Source organism: Dysgonomonas sp. GY75, from assembly GCF_015234155.1.
GTDB lineage: Bacteria > Bacteroidota > Bacteroidia > Bacteroidales > Dysgonomonadaceae > Dysgonomonas > Dysgonomonas gadei.
Genome location: NZ_JADCLQ010000001.1, coordinates 21,796 through 42,285 on the forward strand (window position 1 = coordinate 21,796; position 20,490 = coordinate 42,285).

A 20,490-nucleotide genomic window follows, 5' to 3' on the forward strand; every position below is an offset into this window, starting at 1 on the left:
GTAATTAAATACTGAAATATTGAAAAGATTCGATACGGATGTAGCGAACAAAGGAAATGCAGAAGCGATGACGTACTGATTTACTGAAGTACTGACGTCAGGATGCAGGGAAGCCATTCAGTATCGGAATGTGGACATAACACGATACAGCAGCAAATCAGCAATGATTTGAATCAGCATTACAATAATGATAAACGGAAGTAATGAAGTCATTGATTATTAATTTTTATAACAGTTGAATATGAAAGCAAAATGTGTGGCATTCTCCACCCAAAAAGGAGGCGCAGGGAAAACGACATTGACAGTTTTGATCGCCAGTTACCTGCAATACGTCAGAGGTTTTAATGTGGCGATTGTCGATTGTGACTTTCCCCAACACAGCATCACCGAGATGCGCAAGCGGGATGTCGAAATGACATTGCATAGCGAATATTACAAACAGCTGGCATATAACCAGATTACCCGTACCCGGAAGAAAGGTTACATCATACTGGAAAGCAAACCTGAATATGCCTTGGAGGAAGCTCAAAAATTGGAACATGAGGAACTTGACTTTATTTTTTTCGACCTGCCGGGAACGGTCAATAGTCCGGGCGTATTGAAAACGCTCTCCAAGATGGACTATATTTTTTCTCCTATTGCCGCTGACAGGGTGGTGCTGGAAAGCACATTGAGATTTGTGGTGAACATAAACGAAAACCTGATCACCACAGGAAGAAGCGATATTAAAGGTTTGTACCTGTTCTGGAATATGGTGGACGGAAGGGAAAAATCGGAACTATACAAAATATACGAGACAGTGATAGGTGAACTGGGTTTGACTGTCCTGAAAACTTTTATCCCCGACAGCAAACGTTTCCGTAGGGAATTACCTACATCGGGAAAAGCCGTTTTCCGGTCTACCCTGTTCCCTCCTGACAGAAGCCTGCTCAAAGGAAGCTCACTGGAAGAACTGACAGACGAAATCCTGAAAATTATTAGCTAAAAAAGATGAAGAATAAACTAAATACAGATCGTATCGATGAAGAATTTCTTCTCTCGACGTTCCGTGACAGGGATATCCATTCCCCACGGAAAGAAGAAAGAAAAGAGCAGGAGCCTCCGGTTGCAAGTCATGATACGCAGCAGGCTGTCAAAATACCTGTTATTGCACCCAACACAAGTGAACCTAAAAACTCTTCCCGCCGCAAAAAAGGATCTGTCAATTATGGGGATATTTTCTTTAAGCGCAATGAGTTCAAGACCCGCCAATGTGTCTATATCAGCCAGAAGAACCATAAGATTATTTCAGCTGTCGTCCGCATGTTGGGCGACAAGGAAATAACAGTCGGCGGTTACATTGACCTTATTCTGGGTGAACATCTGGAGCAATATAAAGATGAGATTATAGAAGCCTACCAAAAATGGAAGGAAAAAGAAGAAAACGATTTAAGCGGGTTGCTGTAAATCGAATACATTCTATTATAAACAATTAATATTTAAAAGTCATGAGTTACATTTTTAGTAAAAAAACGGAAAAGAATCTTACAGGGACAGAAGGCTATAAGAACCTTTATCTGAAAGAGACAAATTTAATAGCCAGAAATGGCAAGTCAGTTAATATCCGAAAGGAGTACCATCGGATTATCCAAAAGCTCACGCAGGTGGCAGGAGGTAATACCGTTTCGATTTCCGAATATTTGGACAATATACTCAGAAATCACTTCAATGAGAATAAAGAAGTAATTCAAAAATTGTATGAAGAAGCTTGTCCGAAAGATATTTTCGGTATAGATAAATAAATCCGTAAGCTATGCTGACCATATTTATTATAGTCGTTCTGCTCTATGTGGTGTTTGTCACCAGTTACGTTCTGTGGCTACATTCAAATAAAAGGTGGAGAAGCGGAACGGATAACCGACAAGCGACAACCTCCGGGCAACCGTCCTCAAACGATATTATTGGAAAAAGCATGTTTAAGTTGCCTGTTCAGAGTATATCAGAGCCAAGCCCTGCCAAAGTGGAGCCACTCGATGCCAAGCCCGAAGGAAACGAAAAAGAGGCTGAAAATTCGAATAATTTTGTTGCATCAAAGCCTGAGGGAAGCGTTCCGGAGGATAAAGCAGAACAGGAAGAAACAGAAGAAAATCCGCCTTTACCGATTGATGTCCCGCTTGAATATGAGGAGGAAGAAAGTGAAGATCAGGACGAAGACGAATCCCAGGAAGTTGAGGGGCTTCGTGGAGCTTCCATCGCAAGCGGAATGACCTTCGAGGATATGGGCCAGGCGGTAACAGTGGTTGTCCATTATCAGGAAGCGACACCTGAAGAATGTCTTCAAGCAGGGAAAACGCTCAGCCAATTGGAAAACACGGAGTTGTTTGAAAAGCTGGCGTCAAGTGCCCCTGAACACCGGGATATTATTAGCGAACTGATGGACTTTCACATGAAAGATTATCTGGCAGGTATAGCGGGTAAGAGAAACCGTAAACCGAAGGAGGTTCCCGATGGCTTTGATATCAATGATCTTGTTCAACAGATTAAAAAATAAACGTATGAAAGAAAGAGATTATGGTTAGCGTGTGTACGCTGGCAACAAAAGGGTCTGCGACCCCCACTAAAAATCCATTTTTAAAATCATTCATTAACCAGTGCGGGAAACTCCTGTTTCCTGCACCTAAATTAAAACAATTCACAATGACTAAAAAAAGACTCTTTTTTTCGTTAGCCATTCTTATGGCTTTTTCATCCGCATTTGCACAAGGCAACGGACAGGCCGGGATTACTGAAGCCACCAATATGGTAACCAGCTATTTCGATCCCGGCACAAAATTGATCTATGCGATTGGGGCGGTCGTCGGTTTGATAGGAGGTATCAAGGTATATAATAAGTTCAGCTCCGGAGATCCCGATACATCCAAAACCGCAGCCAGTTGGTTCGGAGCCTGTATATTTCTTATCGTGGCGGCAACTATCCTTCGCTCTTTCTTCCTCTAAGAGGGTCACAGACCCTTTTATTAACCGATTTACACAAGTAGATATGGCTGAATATTCAATTAACAAAGGAATTGGCAAAAGCGTGGAATTTAAGGGTTTGAAAGCTCAATACCTGTTCATTTTCGCCGCCGGGCTGTTAGCCGTATTCATTGTTTTTGTCGTCATGTATATGGCAGGTGCAGACCAATGGGTCTGCATCGGCTTCGGAGTCATCTCCGCCTCTGTCTTGATAGGACTTACATTCCGGCTCAATGAAAAATACGGCGAACACGGCCTGATGAAGATGCTGGCAAAACGCAATCATCCCCGCTACCTGATCAACAGGAAAATTCCCCGCAGGCTTTTTAAAAATTCCAAAAGAAGAAAAATATCGAATAAAATATAAAACAGGATCACATGAGAAATATTCTGAAAGCTTCAACTATAGAGAGTAAGTTTCCGCTTCTTTCGGTAGAGCATGATTGTATTATCAGCAAGGATGCGGATATAACGGTAGCCTACAAAGTAGCTCTACCTGAACTTTTCACAGTCACCTCTACCGAGTACGAAGCCATTCATTCATCCTGGGGGAAAGCGATCAAAGTATTGCCCGATTACAGTATTATCCATAAGCAGGACTGGTTTACCAGAGAGAAGTATCAGCCGGATACGGAGAAAGAGGACCTTACTTTCTTATCCCGCTCGTATGAACTTCATTTTAACGAACGTCCGTTTTTAAACCACACCGGCTTTCTGTTCCTGACCAAAACAACCAAGGAGCGGATGCGTATGCAATCAAATTTTTCATCCCTGTGCAGGGGGAAGATTATACCCAAGGAATTCAATAAGGATACGGCTGTTAAGTTCCTTGAAGCGGTCGGACAGTTTGAACAGATTATGAACGATTCGGGATTCATCACCCTTACCCGCCTCACATCGGATGAGATTACCGGAACCGAAGATCAGGCAGGGCTGGTAGAAAAATACTTTTCCCTGTCACTTGAAAAGACGACCTGCTTGCAGGATATGGAATTAGGGGCTGACAGCTTGCGTATCGGAGACAAGCGGGTATGCCTGCATACCCTGTCGGATGCGGAAGACCTACCCGGAAAGATCGCAACGGATATGCGTTATGAAAAACTGTCTACGGACAGAAGTGACTGTCGATTGAGTTTTGCCGCTCCCGTAGGCTTGTTGCTTAGCTGTAACCACATCTACAATCAATATTTGTTTTTAGATGACAGTGCGGAGAATCTGCGGAAGTTTGAGAAATCAGCACGGAATATGCAATCTCTTTCCCGTTATTCCCGAGGCAATCAAATTAATAAAGAGTGGATCGATCTTTATCTGAATGAGGCTCATTCTTTTGGGCTGACCTCCATACGGGCACATTTCAATGTTATCGCCTGGAGTGATGACAAGGAGGAATTAAAGCATATCAAAAATGATGTCGGCAGTCAATTGGCTCTTATGGAATGTAAGCCACGCCACAATACTGTGGATGCCGCTACCCTTTATTGGTCCGGGATGCCGGGTAATGCCGGGGATTTTCCCTCGGAAGAATCATTCTACACTTTTATCGAACCTGCCCTTTGTTTTTTTACGGAAGAAACAAATTACCAATCGTCACCATCTCCCTTTGGAATCAAGATGTGTGACAGGGTTTCGGGTAAACCGCTCCATCTGGATATCTCCGATTTACCGATGAGGAAAGGAATCATCACCAACCGGAATAAGTTTGTATTGGGGCCTTCGGGTAGTGGTAAGTCCTTCTTTATGAATCACCTTGTCAGGCAGTACTACGAACAGGGCACGCACGTCGTTCTGGTGGATACGGGTAACAGCTATCAGGGATTATGTGAAATGATCCGCCGCAAAACAAAGGGGCAGGACGGAGTATATTTCACCTATACCGAAGATAACCCGATCTCTTTCAACCCTTTTTATACCGATGACAATCAGTTCGATGTAGAAAAGAAGGACAGTTTGAAAACCCTGTTGCTTACCCTTTGGAAAAGCGAAGACGATAAAATCACGAAGACCGAATCGGGAGAGTTAGGTAGTGCCGTTGACGAGTATATCGGACTGATACAAAGCGATAGAAGTATTCGTCCGAGCTTCAATACTTTCTATGAATTTATGCGGGATACCTACAAACCGGAGCTGGAAAGTAGAGAGATCAAAGTGGAAAAGAGGGATTTCAACATTGACAATATGCTGACTACCCTGCGTCAATATTACAGAGGTGGTCGTTTCGACTTTCTGCTGAACTCGGATAAGGAACTCGATTTGCTTAATAAACGGTTCATAGTCTTTGAGATCGATCAAATCAAAGAGAATCGCGAACTTTTCCCGATAGTAACCATCATCATTATGGAAGCCTTTATCAACAAAATGAGGCGGTTAAAGGGTATTCGTAAACAATTGATAATTGAAGAAGCGTGGAAAGCCTTGTCTTCGGCAAGTATGGCTGAATACATGAAATATATGTATAAAACAGTTAGAAAGTATTTCGGCGAAGTTATCACTGTAACACAGGAAATTACAGACCTTATTTCATCCGAAATAGTGAAGGAAGCCATCATTAATAACTCTGATTGCAAAATCCTGTTAGACCAGCGCAAATTCATGAACCGTTTTGACGTGATTCAATCGCTCTTAGGTCTTACCGATAAGGAAAAGGCTCAGATCCTCTCTATCAATATGTCCAATCATCCGGGGCGTAAATACAAAGAAGTATGGTTCGGTCTGGGTGGTGTCCAATCAGCCGTATATGCCACAGAGGTGAGTCCCTCGGAATACTATACGTATACAACGGAAGAAACCGAAAAGGTTGAAGTTCAAAAACTAACCGAAAAGCTGGGAGGGGATATCGAGATGGCTATTAAACAAATAGCCATGAATAAAGCAAGTAATTAATTAAAAAAATAAAAAACGATGTTTGAAAAATTAGATAGAAATGACTTAACAGCAATCCTCGGACATTTAACTGAGGTATTGGATATACTGCTCAATAAGCCACAGGAGATAGAAATAAACATACCTGTATCAGGTATCAGTTTTGCAGAATGTATTGAAAGGCATCAGCAAGAGCCGGAGCCCGTCTCGTTGGACGATCTCTGCGGAAAGTGGTCGTATAAGACGGATGCCTTCAAACAACTCAAAGACATGATACCACCCTGCTTTACCATCGTCAGGGAAGAAGATATTTACCTGATCTCATTTGACTATAAACCGGAACTGATCTACAGGATCACTGCCGATGACCGGGAAGAAGGGGTATTCTATTTCTTTATTGAATCCTGCTATTTCAAGCTATGCTACAATCCTGATCTGAAAGGGATTTACATCGTCCCGTACTTCAATTATCAGAAACGCTCTGAAAGCTAAAAAGGCATCTTATGGAAAAGAAGAAAAGACTTCGCAAACAACCGTTTGCACAATGTCCTTTAGTCCATTTAACAGGCCGTTGGGTAAATAATTCAGGTTCTCCTCCGGTACGTATTTACAAAGGAAGCCATTCCTATCACATTGAATTTGAATACAGGGACGGGGTAAAAGTAGACACCCGTATATCAGTCGTTCAGGATAAAATGATATTCGACATGTTCGGTCGTATAGAATTGGCTTACGACGAAGAAAACGATTTGTTGCTTGTCGCATCCGAAGGAAGTTATAAACGGGATAAGCAGGAGTAACCCTTACAGGGAATGTAGTTGCTGCTCCGGAAAGAAATACAAATCTAAACTTCCAAACCTGTAGTATAAACAAAAAGGGAATCATTTCCCAAAAGTATTAACATTTTAAATTAAAACAATATGTTCGGATTTTTCAATAAAGCAAAACAGATAAAGACCCTTACGGGCTTATTACTCTTACAATATGAAATACTCAAAGATCTCGTAAACATCCTTAAGGATATGAATAAGAAGAATGAAGAGTCAAATACAGAAATTCTGCCTAATGAAGCATGCGGAGAATGGATAGTTAAAAGTCTGGGAATATGCCTTTTGGTTACAAAAGAAAAAGATAAATTTTATGCATCTGTACGGGATATAGATAGTCCGGCCGGTGATTATAAAGAGTCCCACATCATCAGGACATATAATAATATCTGTTACTTCATCCTTGAATCATATGCCATTTTTGTGGAATACGACAAAGATAAGAACCAGATAAATCTTTGCGGGAATCTTTCCTTGATTCGTCCGGAAGCAGATCTATTTCCTTATCCGGCTATCCCTCTCGATTTCAACCTCAATTAATAACTCTGAAAAAGGAAATATGAAAACTCTATTATTCAAATACATGCTATTTTCTGTTTTTCTCCTTTCATGCAGTGGATTGCGTGCCCAGTTCTATTCGCTGGGCACGAATATCCCGGCTCTGGGAACAGCAACAATAAATGCAGAAGTAAGCATGACGTTAGACCGTAAATGGTCGCTGCACCTTCCTGTGTACTATAACCCTTTTGTATTCAAGGATAATAAGAAATTACAAAACTTTACGGTAATGCCCGGAGTACGCTACTGGCTGTTGGAATCCTATGTGAATGGTTTTGTCGGGGTTAATGCTATCGGCTCAAAATACCATGTTACATGGAAAAACAGCCGTTACGAAGGACAAGCCTACGGAATGGGAATCAGTGCAGGGTATGCGTGGCTCTTATCGCCTCGCTGGAATCTGGAAATTGAAGGGGGCATAGGTCTTGTTTGGGCAGACTATAACGAGTATGAGTGTCAGGAGTGCGGACGGCAAAAGGGAGAATACTCTCGCTGGGTAGCCGTACCGAACAAGTTCGCCCTTTCATTAATCTATTTATTCTAAGGTCGCAGACCTTTTTATTACTCAGGTAAAGTATAAATAAAAGACTTATGAATATACGAATAATAACAAACCCTTTCTTCTATCTGTTCTTAGCAGTCGTGCTGCTGATTACATCCCTTTTTTCTTCCTGTAGCACTCAAAAGATGGATAAAGAGGCACGTGCCAATATTCATCTGCCTGTGCAGCCTGTGGAAGAGACAAAGGAAAAGGTGCGGGACAAAAAACTACCTTCGGTCATCGATATGAAAGACAGGCACGGCAATGTGACCACCTATGTACAGACAGAAAAGGATAAAGATGGAAATGCACAGTTAGCGGTACAACTAAAAGAAGTAACCGTAACAGCGAAAATGAAAAACGTGCCTGAACGCTTTGGTAAAGTGGATGTGGATTTTATTGTTTCGGTTCCCGAAGAACTGATAAACAGCAAATGGCAATTGAACCTGACTCCGCACTTAATCAAAGCAGACCAAATCTCGGACTTTGAAGACCTTGTTATTTCGGGCGATGAGTTCAGAAAGTTACAGCAAAAGCAGTACGCTGAGTTTGACAGATACCTTTTAAAGATCATACCCGACAGCCTGTTCGACGAATACTTTGTCAAAACAGGAGCTTTTCATAGGTATATTGCCAATTACAATAAATCGGAACTTGGAAAGGTTCGCAAGGATTCACTCGATCATGCAGGATACTCAAAGTATAAGTCTCGCCTGAACAAGCGTTACGAGTTCTTTAACCAAAAGATGTACCGCAACAGGAATTGGCTCAAAAAGCAGATGGGCTTTTGGGGAATAAAAGAACGATACGAATACTTCGGGCAGGATACGATTCATATTGCTTCTGTTTACAATAAGCGATATAAGCAAATTGTAAACCTGCTGCCGATGTTCCACCTGTTACGTAAGTTCTCTCCGGAATATACTTTGTGGAAATACCGTAAGGATAAATATACCATTGGTTTTGTGAACGATTATAAACCTGTTACGGCTGCCGATTCGGTTTTTCTTAAAAAGCGATTCCTCAAAGATCGTCAGATTGCCAAAAACCAGAGCCTGATCGATAACAAACATATTGTTTTTGCCGAAATGGTGAAGTTCCCGAAGAACGAAAAAGCACGGCTTGATACAGTGATCTACAATAAAGGCAAGTTCGAATATTACTACAAGCAGCAGGTCATGGCAGACGAGGACAGCCGCAGGATGAAAATCTATATGGACGGATATGCACAATCGACAAGTGGGGACAGCCATCTGTTACCTCATTCCGATACGCTGGAGTATGTAGTTTCTTCGATGATACAATTCTTAGATACTACTCCCCGCTATATGCGTAAGATTATTGAACGTAAAGCCATGTCTACACTCCGGGCGAATGTCACATTCAAGACAGGAAAATACGATATGGATATCGGTTTAGGGGATAACCGTACGGAGCTGGAAAAGGTACAGGGTATGTTGGATAAGCTAACTGAAACAGGAGAGTTTGTGATGGATAGTATTTCACTGATTGCAGGCTGTTCACCCGAAGGCAGTTTCCGCTCGAATATGCTTTTGTCAAAAAGGCGTGCGGAATCTATCAGTAAATATCTCAGTGGGGAGCTATCGGGAATTGAAGGGATCGATAAAATGCTGAAACCATATCCAAAGGGGGAAGACTGGCAGGGACTATCGAAGCTGGTAACGGATTCTCTGAAAAGCGGAAACAAACAGGCAATACTCGATCTAATTGCATCAGATAGTGATCCCGATAAAAAGGAACTGGATATCCGTTCGAAACATCCTGTGGACTACAAATATATTCGGGAGAAACTCTATCCGCATCTGCGGGCTGTGGACTTTACTTTCCATGTGCATCGTAAAGGAATGGTAAAAGATACCATCCATACCACGGAGCCTGATACGGTGTATGCAAGGAGTATGGAGCTGATGAAAAAACGCAAGTACGCCGAAGCCCTTTCGATACTCCATGAGTATAACGATTACAATACGGCTATTTGCCTGATGAGTTTAGGCTACGATCAGGCGGCATACAATATACTATTGAATGAACCTGAAACGGCAAACAGCGAGTATCTGCTGGCTGTAGTCGCATCACGGCTGGGTAAGACCGAGGAGGCTGTCACCCGTTACCTGCACTCGGTAGAACTCGATCCTATGAAACGTTGGCGGGGTACCCTCGATCCTGAGATCAATAAGCTGATTAAGGCGTATAACCTGAATCAGGAAGAGGATGACGATGATAATTATTAAAAAGCTAGTTATGAAAAGAATAAAAAAAATAGGATTGACAGTATCGTTTATCTGCTGTATGCTGATGGCATCCTGCAACCTGATCGATTTCTCAGAAGATTGCACCTATTACGGGGATGTAGAAATCAAACCGGACTGGTCGGGGTTGGCTCAAGATGATACCAGACCTGCGTTGACAGATATTTATCTGTTGTCTCCACAACGTAACTATATGTACAGCATTACATCGGATACATTGGTGACAGATGTACAAGCGGTAAACTATAAGGTACTGGCATTTAACTCTTACGGATTGGGAAACATCAACTTTTCCGGCATGGATTGTCCGAACACGGCTAAAGTAGAATTAAATACATCTGAAGGTAACGGCAGGCTATATACGGTTCAGGCTCCGGCATTGTATGCGGCAAATACAGATTTGACGGTGATCCCTTTTGAAAGGGTTCTCAGTCAGCCTGCATTGAAATCGGCAACACGGAAAATCAATATTGATTTTGTGGTGATAGATAATTCGGGTGTGGGTGTCAGCTCCATTAACGGAGAACTTTCAGGTATTTCCTACAAATATGGCTTTAAACAGTTAGATGCACTGGAGTCTGCTGCATGGCTGGCTTTTGATACGCAAAGAAACATAGAAAAAGACAATGTGTTCTCTTCCACTCTAGAGGTATTCGGGGTAAATCCGGATAAGCAAAGTGAGGAGAGGACAGATAACCTGCTGGATATCGCTTTAGAAGCGTCCGGGGGAAATACATACTATGAAACCATCGACCTGACAAATGTTTTCAGCGGATTTATAACACGTATTATCAATATTTCGATTGAAATACGCTTGGGGCTGATGGGTATGGAGGTCGCTATTACCGGATGGAATGTTTCAGACGGTGGTATTATTGAACTATAAGGTCACAGACCTTTTTATTGACTATTTCATAACTAATCGATACGATTATGAAAAAGATTTTAATGATAACAATATTGTTCTTTTCTGCTTTTGCTCTGTTCTTTTCCTGTTCAGATGAGAATTTAGCGGATACGGGTACTACTCTGTATGATACACAGCTACAACTCAAATCGGTGGCAGTGTTTAATGACAGGCCGGAATCAGGAAACGGGACAATCCGCGAATTTGAGAATAGCGATACAATCGGTTTGTACCTGCCGGAATACCATAGAGGATATCCTTTCCCTTATATAGCCCGCTATCATTACTGGTGGAATTTATCTGGACCTATATTCTTAAGCAGTGAGCCGTCACGCCTGTTTGCATATTACCCTTTCGAACAAAAGAAACATGCTTACCAGTCGGATAAGTATATATATGTGGAACATATCACCCAAACCGATTATATGCACGGAACGGTTGTAGACGGATATGTAATGCATGAACACCCTTATGCGGATATAGTTATGCGGCATGTGCTGGTTTTGGTACAATTTAAGTTTATTAAAAACGATTACCCGCATGACTGTTCCGTACAAAAGGTTTCTATCCGGAATGCGGACGGGATAACACATCTGAAAAGCAGGGGAACACTAAATCTGGAAAACGCAGAGATAGAGCCTTTGGATGGCTATTATGACCAGGCTGCCATCAGACCCGAAGATATGAATTTCTATGAGCCGTATACCAGCGAAGAAGAGTATGCCTGTGTTCTGGTTATGCCAATAGAACCGGTTAAAAACGATGGCGATCTGTTCTTTGAGTTTGAAATCGACGGATATATTTATACATATCCTCTAAAAAAAGGAACACTCTGGCAATCGGGTATGAAATATACCTATCAGGTGGATATGGTTCCTCCGGTACGGACATTCAAATCTTCCGGTGCAGCGACAGGTATTAGCATAGTATTAACCCAAACAAGCAGTTACTAATGGAAAAGAAATCTATTTTTTCAATGATGGTGATACTATCCCTGTTTTATGCTTGCAGTGATTCCAATGATTGGGTAGATCAGGAACAAGAAAAGTTATTGTCTGTCGCACAGGTAGAATTTAACCTCAAATCGGCAAATGGTACTACATCTAAATCTTATTTTGAGCAGGGTGATCAGATCGGCTTGCATATATATGATTTGCAAGGAAGTGGGTATAGAGGAATGACTTATAAAAATAACTCATGGGTATTACATACTCCTGTATCTCTTTGGGAAAGCTATACGGATATATATGCTGCTTATCCTTACGATCCTGAAAATAATGTAGCGTCCTCTTTTGAGATAGAACACTCCAGTCAGACGGATTACCTCTATAGTGATATGCACAGTGTCAACAGTTCCAATCCGGTGCTCTCGCTAACCATGAAGCATGCATTGGCACTGATTGAATTTGAGTTTCAGTGGACGGATATTTCCCTAGCCGCAAACCTGAATCTTATTTCTATTCAAGGGCAGAGTCTTTACAGCAAGGCGAAGTTGGATCTTCTTACCGGAAAGATGGAACATCAGAAAGGATGGAACGATCCGGCGATAATTTACGGATGGCAGCTGGATTCCGATCATCTTTATGACGGGGCAAAAGCGTCATTGATGGTCGTTCCCGTCGACAGAACAGAATATGATGGGGATATCATGATCGATTTCTATACAGATAACCTGAAAGCCCACTGGCCTGTACCTGCGAGAACCAAATGGGAAAGCGGGAAGAAATATACCTATAAGGTACTGATACAGGAACGCCTGCTCGAAATTGTGGATGTGCGGATAGAGGATTGGATAGATCAGGGAACAGACAGGATAAACCTGCCCTGGTACGAATAAACAATAATTATAAAAACCCAAAGCCGTCGAATGGGTATAAGGCGCCAAAACCTGTAAAACGGCTTATTTATAAACAATTAATTTTTAATAAGATGAAACGATTATTTATATGTATGGCGGTGATTTCCGCTACAGTGTTAAGCTTCTCAAGTTGTAATAACGATGATGAAACAGTAAACCCATCACAGGGTCAAACTGCGGATTTACGTATCCAAACGGAAATAACTTCCGCAGAGACAGGCTTGCGTTCCACAAAAGCCGCATTAAGCAGTTTCCCCGAAGGATCGGCTCTCAGTCTCTTCGTAACAAACGGAACATTGGGTAGTAACTATCCGCAAGGTCCGTATAACAATGTGAAGGCGGAATATAAATCCGGCAAATGGGAACTGACTCCTGCCGTTAAGCTGAGTGATACTCCTGCGACTGTATTTGCATTTTACCCTTACGGTGCTGCTTATACAAACGGTACTGCCAATATGAATATATACCACAACAATCAGGTGGATAATATGTATGGGACGAATGCCGAAGGGCAGGGTGATATCAACAGGGCTAATCCGAATGTAAGACTTCGTATGAAGCATGCCAAAGCCCTTATACAATTCGGTATCCGTAAAATGAATTATCCGGGAGAAGGTAAATTAACCCGGATTGAAGTGTCTAATGCTACAGGAAAGGGTGATCTCAAAAGTGGTGCGTCCCTGAATCTTGCGACAGGGGAATTAACTTACTACGATTCACAGTTCAGTCCGGCTTTTATTGAAGATGTCAATGGGTTATATACCCTTACAGATAAAGAACCAACTGAAGATAAAGATTTCATGGAAGTAATGGTATTGCCTGTAGTCAAGACAAACTCAGCGGGAAGCGTTATGATACGTTTCTTTATTGACGGGGATATCTATACCTACAATGTGCCTTACGATACAAAATGGAAACAGGGAACCAAGTATTTCTACAATGTCACTTTCAACGGAACGGAGCTGGTTGTCGATGATGTAATTATCACCGACTGGACAGAAGGGCCTAAAGGGGAGATTAATCTATACTAATAGTTGTATTAAATTCTGAAAGTATGGAGTTTAATACTCCATACTTCCTTTAAAAAACATTATTATTAAAAAAATAGCAGCATGAAAACTAAGATTTTTATGTTGTGGGTGAGCCTTTTGCTCTTCACAACAAATATGAATGCACAATGGGTAGTGACCGATCCGACAAATCTGGCTCAGGGAATAGTAAACTCTGCTAACCAGATAGTTCAGACCTCTTCGACTGCAAAAAATATGCTGTCGAGTTTTCAGGAAACAGTTAAGATTTACAATCAGGGCAAAGAGTATTATGATAAGCTGAAAAGTGTCCATGACCTTGTGAAAGATGCCCGTAAAGTACAGCAGACGGTACTTCTTGTAGGCGAAATATCCGATATCTATATCGAAAATTTCCAAAAGATGATGACCGATCCCAATTATTCGGTGGATGAACTGGCTGCCATCTCTTTCGGCTATACTAAGATTCTGGAAGAGGGAGCCGATAAGCTCAGCGAGCTTAAAAATATTGTTACCTCTGCAAATGGTCTGTCCATGAGTGACAAAGAACGAATGGATATCATTGACAAGGTATATAGTGAGATTAAGAAATACCGCAACCTGACGGTGTATTACACGAAGAAAAACATCTCTGTCTCTTACCTGAGAGCGAGGGAAAAGAACCAGACAGACCGTGTACTTGCCCTCTATGGAAATGCAAACGATAAATACTGGTAATTATGCTGTTAGCTGTCGATTTTCAAAACATACATCAGGTATTACGGGATCTGTATACTGAAATGATGCCTCTCTGTAGCAATATGACAGGGGTTGCCAAAGGTCTGGCCGGATTCGGTGCATTATTCTATGTGGCTTCAAGGGTATGGCAGGCGTTAGCCAGAGCCGAGCCGATAGATGTGTACCCGCTGCTCCGCCCGTTTGTTATCGGTTTTTGTATCATGTTCTTTCCGACTGTGGTCTTAGGTACGATTAATTCCGTGATGAGTCCGATAGTAACGGGCACACATAGTATTCTGGAAACACAAACTTTTGACATGAAAGCGTATCAGGCTAAAAAAGATCGTCTGGAATACGAAGCTAATATGAGAAATCCGGAAACAGCTTATCTGGTCGATGATGCTGAGTTTGACAGGCAAATCGAAGAATTAGGTTGGGGACCGAAAGACATTGCGACAATGGGAGGAATGTATGTTACCCGTACTGCTTATAAAGCTCAAAAAGCAATCCGTGAACTTTTTCGAAATATCGTGGAACTGATCTTTCATGCGGCAGCCTTAGTAATAGATGTCATACGGACATTTTTTCTGATAGTGTTGGCAATTCTGGGGCCTATTGCTTTTGCCATCAGTGTTTATGACGGGTTTCAATCGACACTTATCCAGTGGATCACCCGTTATATATCGGTTTATCTGTGGCTGCCTGTTTCCGACCTGTTCAGTTCCATTCTGGCACGAATCCAGATCAAAATGCTCGAAAAAGACATTGAAAACTTGTCTGATTCCAGCTTTATTCCCGATAGTACGGATGCCGTATATATCATATTTATGTTAATCGGGATAGTCGGATATTTTACAATACCGTCTGTTTCCAACTGGATCATCCAATCCGGTGGTATGGGGAATCTGGGTAAGAATGTCAATTCCCAGACGCAGAGTGCCGGAAAGATGGCGAAAGGCGGAGCAAGTGCGGTAGCAGGTGCAGGCGGAGCCGTTGCCGGAAATGTTGCAGGACGTCTGATGGGCAAATAGTCTTTATGTAAATAAGCAGAGCCGGTTATTCATCAAAAGAGAGTATCGCGACTGACTTCGGTTACTATGGCTCGGTAGCTAGTGGCGATACTTTCTTAAATAACAATAATTCATCGAAATATGGAATTTAAATCATTAAAAAATATAGAAACCAGTTTCAAGCAGATACGTCTTTTCTCCATCATATTTCTCTGTTTATGTGCTGCTGTTACCGGATATTCGGTCTGGAGTTCTTACAGTTTTGCAGAAAAACAACGGCAGAAAATATATGTGCTGGATGACGGAAAGTCGCTGATGCTGGCTCTTTCTCAGGACTTATTTCAAAATCGTCCTGTGGAAGCCAAAGAGCATGTACGTCGCTTCCATGAATTGTTCTTCACATTATCTCCGGATAAGAACGCCATTGAAAGCAATATCAACCGTGCCTTGTTTTTAGTAGACAAAAGTGCGTTCAGGTATTACAAGGATCTATCCGAGAAAGGGTATTACAACCGTGTGGTATCGGGAAACATTAATCAAGGTGTACAAGTCGATAGCATCGTTTGCAATTTTGATGCCTATCCCTATAAGGCTGTAACCTATGCACGGCAAATGATTATCAGGGAAAGTAATGTGACCGAACGCAGCCTTGTTACCCGTTGTAACCTGATCAATTCGGTGCGCTCGGACAACAATCCTCACGGTTTTACCATGGAATCCTTTGAAATCCTTGAAAACAGGGATATACGGCTATTGGAACGCTAAAAGTAAATGGTTATGAAACATATCTTAAAAGAATTAGGCTACAGCATAGATTCCTATTTGCGAAAACTATGCGGGGATATCACCCTGGAAAAGAGGGTAACGGTAGTTATCATTATGATTCTGGTCTTTACTTCGGTAAACGTCTACTTTACCTTTTCCACTATCTATAATTGGGGAAAGGAGAAACAACGTAAAGAACAATTGCAGATAGAACATATCCGGCAATTAAAATTACAGGAGGACAGTATTAAACAATTATACGATTTTAATTATGAGCAGCGACAAGATAAATAATACGCAAGGGACAGAAGTTCAAAAAGAACTGACTCCTGAACAGATCCGCAAACGCAAGCAGCTTCTTATCTTTCCTTTGTTCTTTCTGGTATTTGCAGGAGTTATGTACCTGATCTTTGCACCATCAGAGAAGGATAAAGAAAAGGAAAATCAGGGATCGGGTTATAATGCTGAACTTCCGATGCCGAAAGAAGAAGGTATTATATCCGACAAGAAAGGGGCTTACGAGAAAGATGAGTTCGAAAGTATACAGCAACAGAAAAGGCGTACTCTACAGGATATGTCCTTTGCCTTTGAAGAAACAGACAGATCTTCTTTCGAAGACCAAAAGGCAAACACGACAAACAGTGAGACTGCACCATCTGTCAAAATTCAATCTTCTGTTCATGCTTATCAGGACGTAAACAGGCAGGTGAGTAGTTTTTATGAGCCTGAACCACGGATAGACGAGGAAGCGGAACAGCGACAATTGGAGCTTGAATGGCGTTTGCAGGAATTGGAACGAAAGGAGCAAGAGCGCAAAGAAACGCAACGGATAGCAGAAGATCAATTGGCTTTGATGGAAAAGTCGTATCAGATGGCAGCAAAATATATGCCTCAGACGACACAGGGACAAACATTGGAGCCTGCACTAAAAGCAGAGGAGAGCCGGACATCTTCGCCATCTTCGGGAAATAATAAAAATACAATTTCTATGAGCCGGATACATGAACAGATCGTATCCTCACTGCCTGTACAGATGAGCGACTCGGCATTTATCGCCGAATACAGCAAGCCCCGCAATATCGGGTTTAATTCATTGAAAAATGAAACAGATGATGAACCCAGAAATGGAGTATATGCTACCATCTACCGGACAGTGACTCTTACCGACGGACAAGGTGTACAACTCCGTCTTGCGGAGACTGTTCAGGTTGGTAGTCGCCATATACCCAAAGGAACGGTTGTCAGCGGAACGGCAAAAATAAGCGGAGAGCGTGTTGATATTCATATTGCATCCATCTTACTGGACGGGAATATCCTGCCCGTGGAACTGGCTGCCTATGACATGGACGGGCGTAAAGGGGTATCTGTTCCCGGCTCTGCCGAAATGAATGCCACTAAGGAAATGGTTGCCAATATGGGGCAGAATATGGGAACAAGCATCTCCATCACGGACAATGCGGCATCACAGATAGCAGCGGATCTGTCCAAAGGTGTTATACAGGGAGCCTCACAATATATCTCAAAGAAGCTACGTACAGTGAAGATAACCCTAAAAGCGGGACACCGTGTATTGCTTATTTCAGATAAATAACCACTAAAAATCCAAAGTCAAGGTCACAGACCTTTTTATTACAGGAAGAAGTACAAGATACAGGCATTGGACGAATGTTTAAGATCACTTCTTCAAGTACAATCTGTATTTAAAACATTAAAACAATTTTAGTCATGAAACATTTAATTTTATTTTTTGCTTTTGCTATAAGTATCCTGTCAGTTAAGGCACAGGAAAATCCATCCTCCGGTGACTTATATAATGGATTGACACGTCCTGTCACTTTTGACCGGATGATACCTCCTTATGGTCTGGAAATTACTTTTAATAAAACAGTGCATATTATTTTTCCTGATGCTGTACGTTATGTCGATCTGGGTTCCTCCGACCTGATTGCAGGAAAAGCCGACGGAGCGGAGAATGTTCTCAGGGTAAAAGCCTCTGTACGGGATTTCAGCACCGAAACCAATATGGCAGTTATTACCGATGATGGCAGCTACTATACTTTTAATATCAAATATTCGGACGAACCTCAAAAGCTGAATATTGAAATGAAAGACTTCATCTACGACGGCGAAATAGTAAACCGTCCGAATAATGCCCAGGAAATCTATTTGACGGAATTGGGTAAAGAATCACCTTTATTAGTAAAATTAATTATGAATTCGATCTATAAAAATGACCGCCGTGAAATAAAGCACATCGGATCGAAACGTTTCGGTCTACAATTTTTACTCAAAGGGATCTACTCACACAATGGATTGCTTTATTTTCATACGCAGGTGAAAAATTCCTCCAATGTTCCTTTCAGTGTAGATTTTGTAACCTTCAAGATTGTAGATAAGAAAGTAACTAAACGCACAGCAATTCAGGAGACGATCATAACACCGCTCAGGGCACATAATTTCGCTATGCAGATAGATGGCAGACGAGACCAGAGGACCGTATTTGCACTTCCCAAGTTTACAATTCCTGATGATAAACAGCTTATTATTGAACTCAATGAAAAAGAAGGCGGACGTCACCAGTCCTTTGTTGTTGAAAACAATGACCTGGTAAGAGCCAGAGTAATAAATGAACTGGAAGTAAAATAAGTACATCACTTTGAAAACGAAAAATATGAATAGAATAGTATTGGTCATATCATTGGTATTCTCCATGAGCTTGTTGTTTATGGAGAAGATACAGGCACAACGATGCCTGCCGGGGATGCGGGGCATAGAACTTCGAGCGGGAACGGTTGACGGCTTCAAACAAGAGAAGAACAAGGAAGCTTTTTATTTGGGTGCTGCTATCAGCAAATATGCATCAGGTGGAAATAAATGGGTATTCGGTGCGGAATATCTTCAGAAAAACTATGATTACAAAGAAATGGCAATCCCCGTTTCTGCATTTACTGCGGAGGGTGGCTATTACTACAACTTTTTGTCTGATGGCAGCAAAACACTCTTTATGTCTTTAGGAATATCAGCCCTGGGCGGCTACGAGACTTGCAATTGGGAGGACAAGGTTCTCTACGATGGCTCTACACTTACAAATGAAGGTGCTTTTGTATATGGTGGAGCTGCCACGCTAGAGATAGAAAACTATCTGTCTGACCGTATTGTGCTGGTCATTAGTGCACGCCAGCGGATGCTATTCGGTAGCTCTGTTAGTAAGTTCCATACACAAGTAGGAGTTGGATTAAAATTTATTATCAATTAAGCTCACAGAGCTATTTATTACCTAGCTAAGCTTAGGTAATAAAAACAGTAATACTTAAAATGTACGATTATACACTTTCAATTATTTATAAAAATGAAAAATAAAATAGGAAAAATACTTATCGGATGTTATGTGCTGGGTGCACTGACATTCGTGTGTGCCTGTAGTGACCAGCTGGACATTAAACAGGATTATGCGTTTGATCTGGAAACACTTCCGGTTCAAAAGACAATAGCAGTCAATGAAACTGCGGAAATCAGATGTCAGTTGATTATGGAAGGTGATTATTCTGGAAATGAATACTATATCAGGTACTTCCAGAGTGACGGAGAGGGGATTTTGATGGATGATGAAAGAACTATTTTCACTCCTAATGATTTGTATCCATTGACAAAAAGAACATTCAGGCTTTATTATAAATCTCTTGGGACAAGCAGACAGGTTCTGGACGTGTACATCGTGAATTCTTTTGGAAAAGTGGTTCAAAAGACCTTTAGTTTCACCAATAGTTCCACGCAGGAAGAGAATATTGAAGTAAACTTGAAGTATGAACAATTTAAATTGTTGACAAATGGGCATGGCAATAGGTTTCTTTGTATATCAGGTAGTGGTATGGGCAGTTATTGTCTATAAGCTAAGAAAGGCTCCTACAGATAAGGAGCTGTGGAATGAGGATATCGAATAATTATAACATTAGCCTCTGATTTTTAGAATCAGGGGCTGCTTTCATTTGAATGTCAAAAAATAATACGCATATACTGTATATTTGTATTTTAACTGCTTAACTAACGCGAATCAACAAGTAACTATAATTCCGCAAGATAAGATCTTTCGGGTTACGGATAAGCGGAAAGGCACAAGCCGGTTCGATTTTGAACCGGCTTGCAGATTTGTTTTTTT

Annotated in this window: 24 protein-coding genes; all 24 read left to right on the forward strand. The window is 41.5% G+C overall.

Translation table 11 applies throughout. The features are described 5' to 3' along the window. The first annotated feature begins 235 nt into the window (after window positions 1–235). The 24 genes from IR083_RS00100 to IR083_RS00215 all read left to right on the forward strand — a co-directional run bounded on the left by IR083_RS00100 (window position 236) and on the right by IR083_RS00215 (window position 20,223). A complete protein-coding gene (locus tag IR083_RS00100) occupies window positions 236–985 on the forward strand; it encodes a ParA family protein (RefSeq protein ID WP_410492833.1) in 750 nt (249 codons plus the stop codon). Between the two features lie 5 nt (window positions 986–990). Beyond that, window positions 991–1,446, forward strand: a complete 456-nt coding sequence (locus tag IR083_RS00105; protein WP_194222751.1) for a DUF3408 domain-containing protein — start codon at window positions 991–993, stop codon at window positions 1,444–1,446. Window positions 1,447–1,487: 41 nt separating this feature from the next. Next, the gene (locus IR083_RS00110) at window positions 1,488–1,781 is read left to right on the forward strand and encodes a DUF3408 domain-containing protein (protein WP_194222752.1); all 294 of its coding nucleotides are present in this window, start codon (window positions 1,488–1,490) and stop codon (window positions 1,779–1,781) included. Window positions 1,782–1,792: 11 nt separating this feature from the next. Then, a complete protein-coding gene (locus IR083_RS00115; RefSeq protein WP_194222753.1) occupies window positions 1,793–2,530 on the forward strand; it encodes a hypothetical protein in 738 nt (245 codons plus the stop codon). 146 nt (window positions 2,531–2,676) lie between these two features. Then, the gene (locus tag IR083_RS00120; protein WP_194222754.1) at window positions 2,677–2,976 is read left to right on the forward strand and encodes a DUF4134 domain-containing protein; all 300 of its coding nucleotides are present in this window, start codon (window positions 2,677–2,679) and stop codon (window positions 2,974–2,976) included. A gap of 43 nt (window positions 2,977–3,019) precedes the next feature. Further along, on the forward strand, window positions 3,020–3,361 hold the full coding sequence (locus IR083_RS00125; RefSeq protein ID WP_194222755.1) for a DUF4133 domain-containing protein: 342 nt from the start codon (window positions 3,020–3,022) through the stop codon (window positions 3,359–3,361). 11 nt (window positions 3,362–3,372) lie between these two features. After that, the gene (locus tag IR083_RS00130) at window positions 3,373–5,874 is read left to right on the forward strand and encodes a TraG family conjugative transposon ATPase (RefSeq protein WP_194222756.1); all 2,502 of its coding nucleotides are present in this window, start codon (window positions 3,373–3,375) and stop codon (window positions 5,872–5,874) included. An 18-nt stretch (window positions 5,875–5,892) separates the two neighbouring features. Beyond that, window positions 5,893–6,345, forward strand: a complete 453-nt coding sequence (locus IR083_RS00135) for a hypothetical protein (protein WP_194222757.1) — start codon at window positions 5,893–5,895, stop codon at window positions 6,343–6,345. Window positions 6,346–6,356: 11 nt separating this feature from the next. Then, a complete protein-coding gene (locus tag IR083_RS00140; RefSeq protein ID WP_194222758.1) occupies window positions 6,357–6,653 on the forward strand; it encodes a DUF3876 domain-containing protein in 297 nt (98 codons plus the stop codon). A 120-nt stretch (window positions 6,654–6,773) separates the two neighbouring features. After that, complete coding sequence (locus tag IR083_RS00145; RefSeq protein WP_194222759.1) at window positions 6,774–7,220, forward strand: hypothetical protein; 447 nt, start codon at window positions 6,774–6,776, stop codon at window positions 7,218–7,220. 19 nt (window positions 7,221–7,239) lie between these two features. Next, window positions 7,240–7,782, forward strand: a complete 543-nt coding sequence (locus IR083_RS00150; RefSeq protein WP_194222760.1) for a DUF3575 domain-containing protein — start codon at window positions 7,240–7,242, stop codon at window positions 7,780–7,782. Window positions 7,783–7,829: 47 nt separating this feature from the next. After that, on the forward strand, window positions 7,830–10,031 hold the full coding sequence (locus IR083_RS00155; RefSeq protein ID WP_194222761.1) for a hypothetical protein: 2,202 nt from the start codon (window positions 7,830–7,832) through the stop codon (window positions 10,029–10,031). Window positions 10,032–10,041: 10 nt separating this feature from the next. After that, window positions 10,042–10,935 (forward strand): hypothetical protein, encoded by an 894-nt coding sequence (locus IR083_RS00160; protein WP_194222762.1) that lies wholly within the window; start codon window positions 10,042–10,044, stop codon window positions 10,933–10,935. Between the two features lie 47 nt (window positions 10,936–10,982). After that, window positions 10,983–11,909 carry a fimbrillin family protein gene (locus IR083_RS00165; RefSeq protein ID WP_194222763.1) on the forward strand — a complete coding sequence of 309 codons (927 nt, stop codon included), beginning with the start codon at window positions 10,983–10,985 and terminating at the stop codon, window positions 11,907–11,909. After that, window positions 11,909–12,793, forward strand: a complete 885-nt coding sequence (locus tag IR083_RS00170) for a fimbrillin family protein (RefSeq protein ID WP_194222764.1) — start codon at window positions 11,909–11,911, stop codon at window positions 12,791–12,793. The genes IR083_RS00165 and IR083_RS00170 overlap by 1 nt, the downstream gene beginning before the upstream one ends. A 92-nt stretch (window positions 12,794–12,885) precedes the next feature. Beyond that, a complete protein-coding gene (locus tag IR083_RS00175) occupies window positions 12,886–13,845 on the forward strand; it encodes a fimbrillin family protein (RefSeq protein ID WP_194222765.1) in 960 nt (319 codons plus the stop codon). Window positions 13,846–13,926: 81 nt separating this feature from the next. Then, window positions 13,927–14,559 carry a DUF4141 domain-containing protein gene (locus IR083_RS00180; RefSeq protein WP_194222766.1) on the forward strand — a complete coding sequence of 211 codons (633 nt, stop codon included), beginning with the start codon at window positions 13,927–13,929 and terminating at the stop codon, window positions 14,557–14,559. A 2-nt stretch (window positions 14,560–14,561) separates the two neighbouring features. Beyond that, entirely contained in the window at window positions 14,562–15,590 is a 1,029-nt protein-coding gene (gene traJ / locus IR083_RS00185) for a conjugative transposon protein TraJ (RefSeq protein WP_194222767.1), read from the forward strand. A gap of 120 nt (window positions 15,591–15,710) precedes the next feature. After that, complete coding sequence (gene traK, locus IR083_RS00190; RefSeq protein ID WP_194222768.1) at window positions 15,711–16,334, forward strand: conjugative transposon protein TraK; 624 nt, start codon at window positions 15,711–15,713, stop codon at window positions 16,332–16,334. Between the two features lie 12 nt (window positions 16,335–16,346). Further along, the gene (locus IR083_RS00195; RefSeq protein ID WP_194222769.1) at window positions 16,347–16,628 is read left to right on the forward strand and encodes a TraL conjugative transposon family protein; all 282 of its coding nucleotides are present in this window, start codon (window positions 16,347–16,349) and stop codon (window positions 16,626–16,628) included. Then, window positions 16,606–17,925 (forward strand): conjugative transposon protein TraM, encoded by a 1,320-nt coding sequence (gene traM / locus IR083_RS00200; protein ID WP_194222770.1) that lies wholly within the window; start codon window positions 16,606–16,608, stop codon window positions 17,923–17,925. Before IR083_RS00195 ends, traM begins: the two co-directional genes overlap by 23 nt. 134 nt (window positions 17,926–18,059) lie before the next feature. Next, window positions 18,060–18,980, forward strand: a complete 921-nt coding sequence (gene traN, locus IR083_RS00205; protein WP_194222771.1) for a conjugative transposon protein TraN — start codon at window positions 18,060–18,062, stop codon at window positions 18,978–18,980. Window positions 18,981–19,005: 25 nt separating this feature from the next. Continuing rightward, the gene (locus IR083_RS00210) at window positions 19,006–19,590 is read left to right on the forward strand and encodes a conjugal transfer protein TraO (protein ID WP_194222772.1); all 585 of its coding nucleotides are present in this window, start codon (window positions 19,006–19,008) and stop codon (window positions 19,588–19,590) included. A gap of 93 nt (window positions 19,591–19,683) precedes the next feature. Then, window positions 19,684–20,223: a DUF3872 domain-containing protein gene (locus IR083_RS00215; RefSeq protein WP_194222773.1), complete on the forward strand. Its 540-nt coding sequence runs from the start codon at window positions 19,684–19,686 to the stop codon at window positions 20,221–20,223. The last annotated feature ends 267 nt before the right edge of the window (window positions 20,224–20,490 follow it).

Bases quoted from the DNA above. Each gene is read 5' to 3' on its own strand.
- IR083_RS00105 (WP_194222751.1), top strand. From the start codon at position 991: ATGAAGAATAAACTAAATACAGATCGTATCGATGAAGAATTTCTTCTC.
- IR083_RS00110 (WP_194222752.1), top strand. From the start codon at position 1,488: ATGAGTTACATTTTTAGTAAAAAAACGGAAAAGAATCTTACAGGGACA.
- IR083_RS00115 (WP_194222753.1), top strand. From the start codon at position 1,793: ATGCTGACCATATTTATTATAGTCGTTCTGCTCTATGTGGTGTTTGTC.
- IR083_RS00120 (WP_194222754.1), top strand. From the start codon at position 2,677: ATGACTAAAAAAAGACTCTTTTTTTCGTTAGCCATTCTTATGGCTTTT.
- IR083_RS00125 (WP_194222755.1), top strand. From the start codon at position 3,020: ATGGCTGAATATTCAATTAACAAAGGAATTGGCAAAAGCGTGGAATTT.
- IR083_RS00130 (WP_194222756.1), top strand. From the start codon at position 3,373: ATGAGAAATATTCTGAAAGCTTCAACTATAGAGAGTAAGTTTCCGCTT.
- IR083_RS00135 (WP_194222757.1), top strand. From the start codon at position 5,893: ATGTTTGAAAAATTAGATAGAAATGACTTAACAGCAATCCTCGGACAT.
- IR083_RS00140 (WP_194222758.1), top strand. From the start codon at position 6,357: ATGGAAAAGAAGAAAAGACTTCGCAAACAACCGTTTGCACAATGTCCT.
- IR083_RS00145 (WP_194222759.1), top strand. From the start codon at position 6,774: ATGTTCGGATTTTTCAATAAAGCAAAACAGATAAAGACCCTTACGGGC.
- IR083_RS00150 (WP_194222760.1), top strand. From the start codon at position 7,240: ATGAAAACTCTATTATTCAAATACATGCTATTTTCTGTTTTTCTCCTT.
- IR083_RS00155 (WP_194222761.1), top strand. From the start codon at position 7,830: ATGAATATACGAATAATAACAAACCCTTTCTTCTATCTGTTCTTAGCA.
- IR083_RS00160 (WP_194222762.1), top strand. From the start codon at position 10,042: ATGAAAAGAATAAAAAAAATAGGATTGACAGTATCGTTTATCTGCTGT.
- IR083_RS00165 (WP_194222763.1), top strand. From the start codon at position 10,983: ATGAAAAAGATTTTAATGATAACAATATTGTTCTTTTCTGCTTTTGCT.
- IR083_RS00170 (WP_194222764.1), top strand. From the start codon at position 11,909: ATGGAAAAGAAATCTATTTTTTCAATGATGGTGATACTATCCCTGTTT.
- IR083_RS00175 (WP_194222765.1), top strand. From the start codon at position 12,886: ATGAAACGATTATTTATATGTATGGCGGTGATTTCCGCTACAGTGTTA.
- IR083_RS00180 (WP_194222766.1), top strand. From the start codon at position 13,927: ATGAAAACTAAGATTTTTATGTTGTGGGTGAGCCTTTTGCTCTTCACA.
- traJ (WP_194222767.1), top strand. From the start codon at position 14,562: ATGCTGTTAGCTGTCGATTTTCAAAACATACATCAGGTATTACGGGAT.
- traK (WP_194222768.1), top strand. From the start codon at position 15,711: ATGGAATTTAAATCATTAAAAAATATAGAAACCAGTTTCAAGCAGATA.
- IR083_RS00195 (WP_194222769.1), top strand. From the start codon at position 16,347: ATGAAACATATCTTAAAAGAATTAGGCTACAGCATAGATTCCTATTTG.
- traM (WP_194222770.1), top strand. From the start codon at position 16,606: ATGAGCAGCGACAAGATAAATAATACGCAAGGGACAGAAGTTCAAAAA.
- traN (WP_194222771.1), top strand. From the start codon at position 18,060: ATGAAACATTTAATTTTATTTTTTGCTTTTGCTATAAGTATCCTGTCA.
- IR083_RS00210 (WP_194222772.1), top strand. From the start codon at position 19,006: ATGAATAGAATAGTATTGGTCATATCATTGGTATTCTCCATGAGCTTG.
- IR083_RS00215 (WP_194222773.1), top strand. From the start codon at position 19,684: ATGAAAAATAAAATAGGAAAAATACTTATCGGATGTTATGTGCTGGGT.